The sequence below is a fragment of the Actinophytocola sp. genome (assembly GCF_050699935.1).
GTDB lineage: Bacteria > Actinomycetota > Actinomycetes > Mycobacteriales > Pseudonocardiaceae > Actinophytocola.
In genome coordinates, this window is the sequence record NZ_JBOHGB010000242.1 from 1 (window position 1) to 6,265 (window position 6,265).

The following is a 6,265-nucleotide window of genomic DNA, read 5'->3' on the forward strand; positions in this document are numbered from 1 at the left end:
CCGTACGCCGCCCGTGGAGCCCGGCAGGTTCACGATGAGCGTCGAGCCCGCGACCCCGGCCCGGCCGCGGGACAGCACCGCCGTGGGCACCTTCGGCAGGCCCGCCGAGCGCACGGCGTCGGCGAGGCCCGGGATCTCGTAGTCCAGCACCGAGGCGGTCATCTCCGGCGTGCGGTCGGTCGGCGAGACGCCCGTCCCGCCCGTCGTGATCACCACGTCCACCCCGGCGGCGACGGCCGAGCGGAGCGCGGCGAGCACGGGCTCGCCGTCCGGCACGACCTGCGCGGGCGGCACGTCGTAGCCCTGCTCGCGCAGCCAGCCGGTGATCAGCGGGCCGGTCTTGTCGGCGTACACCCCGGCGGCCGCGCGGTTGGACGCGGTCACTACCCGTGCGGTACGGGTCATCTAGGCCTCCGGTCGGGTCCAGGTGCCGGTCTTGCCGCCCTCCTTGCGCTCGAGCCGGACGGCGTCCAGCACGGCGGCGGGGTCCACGGCCTTGATCATGTCGTGCAGGGTGAGGCCGGCGACCGCGACCGCGGTCAGGGCCTCCATCTCGACTCCGGTGACGTCCTTCGTCCGGGCGGTCGCGGTGATGTCGACGTGCCGGTCGCCGAGCGCGAACTCGACGGCCACGCCCGAGAGCGAGATCGGGTGGCACAGCGGGATCAGGTCCGGCGTGCGCTTGGCGCCCATGATCCCGGCGATCCGGGCGGTGGCGAGCGCGTCGCCCTTCTTCAGGCCGTTCGACGCGAGCAGCCCTACGACCTCGGCCGTGGTCCGCACGGTCCCGGTGGCCACCGCGACGCGCGCGGAGGCCACCTTGCCGGTCACGTCCACCATGCGCGCCGCACCGGCGGCATCGGTGTGACTCAGCCCGGCCACGGGGTCCGCTGGCTCGCTCACGCACCGATGCTACGGCGCGGTGCGCACCCGGCGCCGACGGCGGGTCGCGAGCGCGGTCTACCGCGCGGCCGCCGCCCTGGCCACGGCGTCGGCCACCGCGGGGGCCACGGCCGAGTCGAACACGCTCGGCACGATGAACGAGGCGTTGAGCCGCTCCCCGTCCACCACGTCGGCGACCGCGTCCGCGGCGGCCAGGAGCAGGTCGTCGGTGATGGCGTGGGCCTGGGCGTCCAGCAGGCCGCGGAACACGCCGGGGAACGCCAGCACGTTGTTGATCTGGTTCGGGTAGTCGCTGCGCCCCGTGGCGACGACCGCCGCGTGTCGCTGGGCCTCCAGCGGGTCGATCTCCGGGTCCGGGTTGGCCAGCGCGAACACCACCGCGTCCGACGCCATCGTGGCCACCGCGTCGGCGCCGAACAGGTTGGGCGCGGACACGCCGATGAACACGTCCGCGCCGACCAGCGCGTCGAGGAGCGAGCCGGACGCGCGCTCGCTGTTCGTGTGCTCGGCGACCCAGGCGAGGTTCGGGTCACGCACGGGGTCGAGGTCGGCCCGGTCGGGGTGCACGATGCCGTGCACGTCGACCGCGAGCACGTCGCCCGGCTTCTTGCGCAGCAGCATGCGGATGATCGCCGAGCCCGCGGCACCGGCGCCGCACACCACGACCTTGCAGTCCGGCAGCTGCTTGCCGACCACGCGCAGGGCGTTGCGCAGCGCGCCGACCACGACGATCGCCGTGCCGTGCTGGTCGTCGTGGAACACCGGGATGTCCAGCTTCTCGCGCAACCGCTTCTCGATCTCGAAGCAGCGCGGTGCCGCGATGTCCTCGAGGTTGATCCCGCCGTACACGGGCGCGATCAGCTCCACCGCGCGGATGATCTCGTCGGAGTCCTGCGTGTCCAGGCACACCGGCCACGCGTCCACCCCGGCGAACTTCTTGAACAGCGCGGCCTTTCCCTCCATCACCGGCAGCGCCGCGGCCGGCCCGAGGTTGCCCAGGCCCAGCACGGCCGACCCGTCGGTGACCACCGCGACCGTGTTGCGCTTGATGGTCAGCCGGCGCGCGTCTTCCGGGTTCTCCGCGATCGCCTGGCAGATCCGCGCGACCCCGGGCGTGTACGCGCGGGAGAGGTCGTCGCGGTTGCGCAACGCGACCTTCGGGCTGACCTCGATCTTGCCGCCGAGATGGATCAGGAACGTCCGGTCCGACACCTTCCGCACGGCGACGCCCGGCAGCGTCTCCAGCGCCTCGGTGATGTCGCGGACGTGGTCGTCGGAGTAGGTGTTCGCGGTGATGTCGACGACGATCCGGTCGGTGTGCGACTCGACGACGTCGAACGCGGTGATCACGGCGCCGGCCCGGCCGACCGCGCCCGCGAGGTCGCCGGCCGCGCTCGCCGACGGCGGTGCCTCGACCCGGACGGTGACCGAGTAGCCAGGACCAGGGACCGGCATCGTGGAACGCTCCTGAGTGGACGGAACTACTTGTTGATCTCGGTGACCGGGTGCTCGTAGCCGAGGTCCTCGACCGGAAGCGGGAACGTCAGGTCGCCGTAGGGGGACAGCGCACCCTGCCGGTCGGCCGCGAGCTCGCTCACCGGGTGCTCGACGTCACTCGGCCAGTGCGGGTCGATGTGGTGCGACTTGTCGGCCTTCGCCACGGGGCCCTCCTGCATTCTCCGGCGTGTTGCGAGACAAGAGGCTACCGGACCTCGGAGGCGATGCGGACGCGCGTATACCGTGGTCACGTGCCCGTCCCGCTTACCGACTGGCTGCGCGGCCAGGACGACCAACTGTTGGCCGACCTGCTGCGCGCGCGCCCCGACCTCGCCACACCGCCGCCCGCGGACCTCGCGGTGCTCGCCGCCCGCGCGGGCAGCAGAGCGTCGGTGGCCAGGGCCGCGGAGGGGCTGGACACCTTCACGCTCGCGGTGCTCGACGCGCTCGTCGTGGCCGGCTCCGACCGCGCGCCCGTGCCGCCCGAGGAGGTCGCCGCGCTCGTCGGGCCCGGCGCGGAGCCCACCCGGGTGCGTGCGGCGATCCAGACGCTGGTCGGGCTGGCCCTGGCATGGGGCTCCGGCGACGAGTCCGACGAGGTGTCCGTGGTTCCGGCGGCGCGCGAGGCGGGCGGGCTCTACCCGGCCGGGCTCGGCCAGCCGTCGGAGGCGCTCGACCGCGTCGACGTCGCCGCGCTGCTCGCCGAGCTGCCGGAGTCGGACCGCCGCCTGCTCACCGCGCTCGCGCACGGCTCGTCGCCGGTCGGCCGGACCCGCGACGCCGCCGTCGTGGTGCCGCTCGACCGCGCGCGGACACCCGTGCAGCGGCTGCTCGCGATGGGTCTGCTGCTGCGCCGCGACGCCGAAACGGTCGAGCTGCCCCGCCAGGTCGGCCTCGCACTGCGTGGCAACAGTCCACTCGGGACGGTTCGGCTCGACGAGCCGGAGCCGCGCACCACCCGGCAGTCATCCTCCACTGTGGACTCCACGGGTGCGGGCGAGGCGCTGGAGTCGTTGCGCCGCGCGGAACGCCTCGTCGAGCTGTGGAGCAGGGAGCCGGCGCCGGTGCTCAAGGCCGGCGGGCTCGGCGTGCGGGACGTGCGCCGGCTGACCCGGGAGCTCGACACCGACGGGCGCGGCGCCGGGCTGATCGCGGAGTTGCTGTACGGCGCGGGCCTCGTCGGCGACAACGCGGCCGCGACCAACGCCGAGTGGCTGCCCACCACGCTCGCGGACCCGTGGCTCGTCGCCACCCCGCAGCACCAGTGGGCCACGCTCGCGGCGGCCTGGCTGGACCTGCCCCGGCTGCCCGGGCTCGCGGGCAGGCGCGACGCGAAGGACCGCGTGCTCGCGCCGCTGTCCGACGACCTGCGCCGCCCGCCCGCCGCGACCGAGCGGCGCCGGGTGCTCACGGCCCTGGCGGAGCTGCCAGCCGGGACCGGCGTGGCCTCGCCCGACGAGCTGGCGGAGGTGCTGGCCTGGCGGGCGCCGCGGCGGGGCGGGCGGCTGCGGGACGAGATCGTGCGCTGGACGCTGACCGAGGCGACCGCGCTGGGCGTGGTCGCGCTGGGTGGGATCACGTCGGCGGGCCGGTCGCTGCTGTCCGAGGGCCCGGCGGCAGCGGCGAAGCGGATGGCCGAGTCGATGCCCGAGCCGGTCGACCACGTGCTCGTGCAGGCGGACCTGACGGTCGTCGCGCCCGGCCGGCTGGAGCCGCGGCTCGCCGCGGAGCTGGGCCAGGTCGCGGACGTCGAGTCGGCGGGCAGCGCGACGGTGTACCGGGTGACCGAGTCGACCGTGCGCCGGGCGCTGGACGCCGGCCGGTCCGCGGAGGACCTGCACGAGCTGTTCCGGACGCGCTCGCGGACCCCGGTGCCGCAGGCGCTGACCTACCTCGTCGACGACGCGGCCCGCCGGCACGGGCGGTTGCGCGGCGGGGCGGCCGCGTCGTTCCTGCGCTGCGACGACCCGGTGCTACTGGCCGAGGTGCTCGCCCACCCGGCCGGGGCGTCGCTGGAGATGCGGCGGATCGCGCCGACCGTGCTGGTGAGCCCGCTGCCGCTGGCCGACGTGCTGGACGAGCTGCGCAAGGCGGGCTTCGCGCCGGCGGCCGAGGGCGCGGACGGCCAGCTGCTCGACCTGCGTCCGGCCGGCCACCGGCTGGCCGCCCCGGCCCGGCCCCGGCGCGGCCAGCCGACACCCCCGAGCGACGAGCGGCTGCGGGACATCGTGGCGAACCTGCGCGCGGGCGACGCGGCGGCCGCGAGCCGGCGGGGCCGGACGGTGTCGCTGCGCTCGGGTGCCGGCGCGGCGGATACGGCCGAGACGCTGGCCCTGCTGCGCGAGGCGATCGAGCAGCAGGGCCACGTGCTCATCGACTTCGTGGACTCGCGCGGGATCGCGAGCCAGCGGGTGGTGACGCCGTTCCGGGTGGGCGGCGGGATCCTGGAGGGCCGCGACGACGCGTCGGACGCGGTGCGCCAGTACCCGCTGCACCGGATCACGTCGGCGTCGTTGATCGTGCGCTGAGCTCCAACCACACACGAGCCATTCTCGAGACCGGCGGCGCACTGTGCTTACCATGGCGAACGACCGGACCGGCCCGGAGCCGCGCACGGCTCGCGAGCGGCTTCGGCTGCTGCGCGAGGACTTCCTCGACCGCGCCGACGTGATCGACGGCGGGGTGCGCGCGCTGCTGGCCCAGCTGGACCTGACCCGCACGGACACGGACCACGACCGCGTGATCGACGCGCTGATGGGCGTCAGCAGGGCGGCGGACGCCTTACGCGCCCTGGCGAGGAACGACCTGGCGGGCGCGGACGAGGCGATGAACTCGATGGCCTACTACGCCGAACGCGCGCGTGGCTGACCCGGTCCGGCGCGTCGTCCACGGCTCGCGGACCAGCAGCGACTACTGTCGGTGGCGACAGCGGGCGTGACGAGGTCCGCCGTTCTCGCATGCCGGAAGCCGGCCACGCCAAGGGAAAGCGTGGCCGGCGTGCCGAGATCCTGTACGAGGTCAGCCCGCGCGAGCGGACATCCGCTGGTGCATCGCGTGCTCGACCAGCGTGATGAGCGTTTCCTTCGTCGACTCGCGATCGCGGGCGTCGCACGTGACCACGGGGACCGTCTGCTCGATCGAGAGCGCGTCGCGCACGTCGTCGACCCGGTGGTGGAGCACCCGGTCGAAGCAGTTGATCGCCACGACGTAGGGCAGCTGCCGGTCCTCGAAGAAGTCGATCGAGGCGAAGGCGTCGGCGAGCCGGCGCGTGTCGACGAGCACCACGGCGCCGATGGCGCCGCGCACGAGGTCGTCCCACATGAACCAGAAGCGGTGCTGACCCGGCGTACCGAACAGGTACAGGATCAGGTCGCTGTCCAGCGAGACGCGCCCGAAGTCCATCGCCACCGTGGTGGTGACCTTGTTCGGGGTGGCCGACAGGTCGTCGACGTCCACGCTCGCCTCCGTCATGACCGCTTCCGTGGTGAGCGGGACGATCTCGGACACCGAGCCGACGAGAGTTGTCTTGCCGACCCCGAACCCACCGGCGACAACGATCTTGGCCGAGGTCGTCGGCTGCGGTGACGTGCCGCGCGGGCTGAGGGGACTAGAGCCTGCGGAGACCACTGAGCACCCTTTCCATGAAATCGATCGACGGCCGGTCGCCTACGACCATGCCGCTCTGATGGATCAGGACCAGCCCCATACCGGCCATGTCTCCAATCAACACCCTGGCCACACCGAGCGGTAACCGTAGATGAGCGGCCACCTCCGCGACGGACCTGGTGTCCAAGCACAGGCCGCAGATCGAACGGTGCTCCGGTCGCACCGCCGCATCCGGGGCCTTCCCCCGCTCGCTGGTGGA

At 73.9% G+C, this 6,265-nt stretch carries 8 protein-coding genes; 2 read left to right on the forward strand and 6 right to left on the reverse strand.

What is annotated here, in order from left to right; all coding sequences use genetic code 11:
• The 4 genes from ACRDTB_RS36875 to ACRDTB_RS36890 form a co-directional block, all read right to left on the reverse strand.
• Positions 1 to 405, reverse strand: a 405-nt coding sequence (locus ACRDTB_RS36875) for a MogA/MoaB family molybdenum cofactor biosynthesis protein (protein ID WP_431436897.1), incomplete at its 3' end; no start/stop codon positions are given.
• On the reverse strand, positions 406 to 882 hold the full coding sequence (moaC, locus tag ACRDTB_RS36880; protein ID WP_431436904.1) for a cyclic pyranopterin monophosphate synthase MoaC: 477 nt from the start codon (positions 880 to 882) through the stop codon (positions 406 to 408).
• A 78-nt stretch (positions 883 to 960) separates the two neighbouring features.
• Positions 961 to 2,358 (reverse strand): NAD-dependent malic enzyme, encoded by a 1,398-nt coding sequence (locus tag ACRDTB_RS36885; RefSeq protein WP_431436898.1) that lies wholly within the window; start codon positions 2,356 to 2,358, stop codon positions 961 to 963.
• A gap of 26 nt (positions 2,359 to 2,384) precedes the next feature.
• Positions 2,385 to 2,564 carry a hypothetical protein gene (locus ACRDTB_RS36890; protein ID WP_431436899.1) on the reverse strand — a complete coding sequence of 60 codons (180 nt, stop codon included), beginning with the start codon at positions 2,562 to 2,564 and terminating at the stop codon, positions 2,385 to 2,387.
• A gap of 87 nt (positions 2,565 to 2,651) precedes the next feature.
• Between ACRDTB_RS36890 and ACRDTB_RS36895 the strand changes: the two genes are divergently transcribed.
• Complete coding sequence (locus ACRDTB_RS36895) at positions 2,652 to 4,928, forward strand: helicase-associated domain-containing protein (protein WP_431436900.1); 2,277 nt, start codon at positions 2,652 to 2,654, stop codon at positions 4,926 to 4,928.
• A gap of 52 nt (positions 4,929 to 4,980) precedes the next feature.
• Positions 4,981 to 5,268 (forward strand): hypothetical protein, encoded by a 288-nt coding sequence (locus ACRDTB_RS36900; RefSeq protein WP_431436901.1) that lies wholly within the window; start codon positions 4,981 to 4,983, stop codon positions 5,266 to 5,268.
• Between the two features lie 150 nt (positions 5,269 to 5,418).
• On the opposite strand, the gene ACRDTB_RS36905 is transcribed toward ACRDTB_RS36900, so the two are convergent.
• Both ACRDTB_RS36905 and ACRDTB_RS36910 read right to left on the reverse strand, forming a co-directional pair.
• Positions 5,419 to 6,027 carry a GTP-binding protein gene (locus tag ACRDTB_RS36905; protein WP_431436902.1) on the reverse strand — a complete coding sequence of 203 codons (609 nt, stop codon included), beginning with the start codon at positions 6,025 to 6,027 and terminating at the stop codon, positions 5,419 to 5,421.
• The coding region (locus ACRDTB_RS36910) for a DUF742 domain-containing protein (RefSeq protein ID WP_431436903.1) at positions 6,008 to 6,265 on the reverse strand (258 nt) is incomplete at its 5' end. The genes ACRDTB_RS36910 and ACRDTB_RS36905, both read right to left, overlap by 20 nt.

Bases quoted from the DNA above. Each gene is read 5' to 3' on its own strand.
- ACRDTB_RS36900 (WP_431436901.1), top strand. From the start codon at position 4,981: ATGGCGAACGACCGGACCGGCCCGGAGCCGCGCACGGCTCGCGAGCGG.
- ACRDTB_RS36885 (WP_431436898.1), bottom strand. From the start codon at position 2,358: ATGCCGGTCCCTGGTCCTGGCTACTCGGTCACCGTCCGGGTCGAGGCA.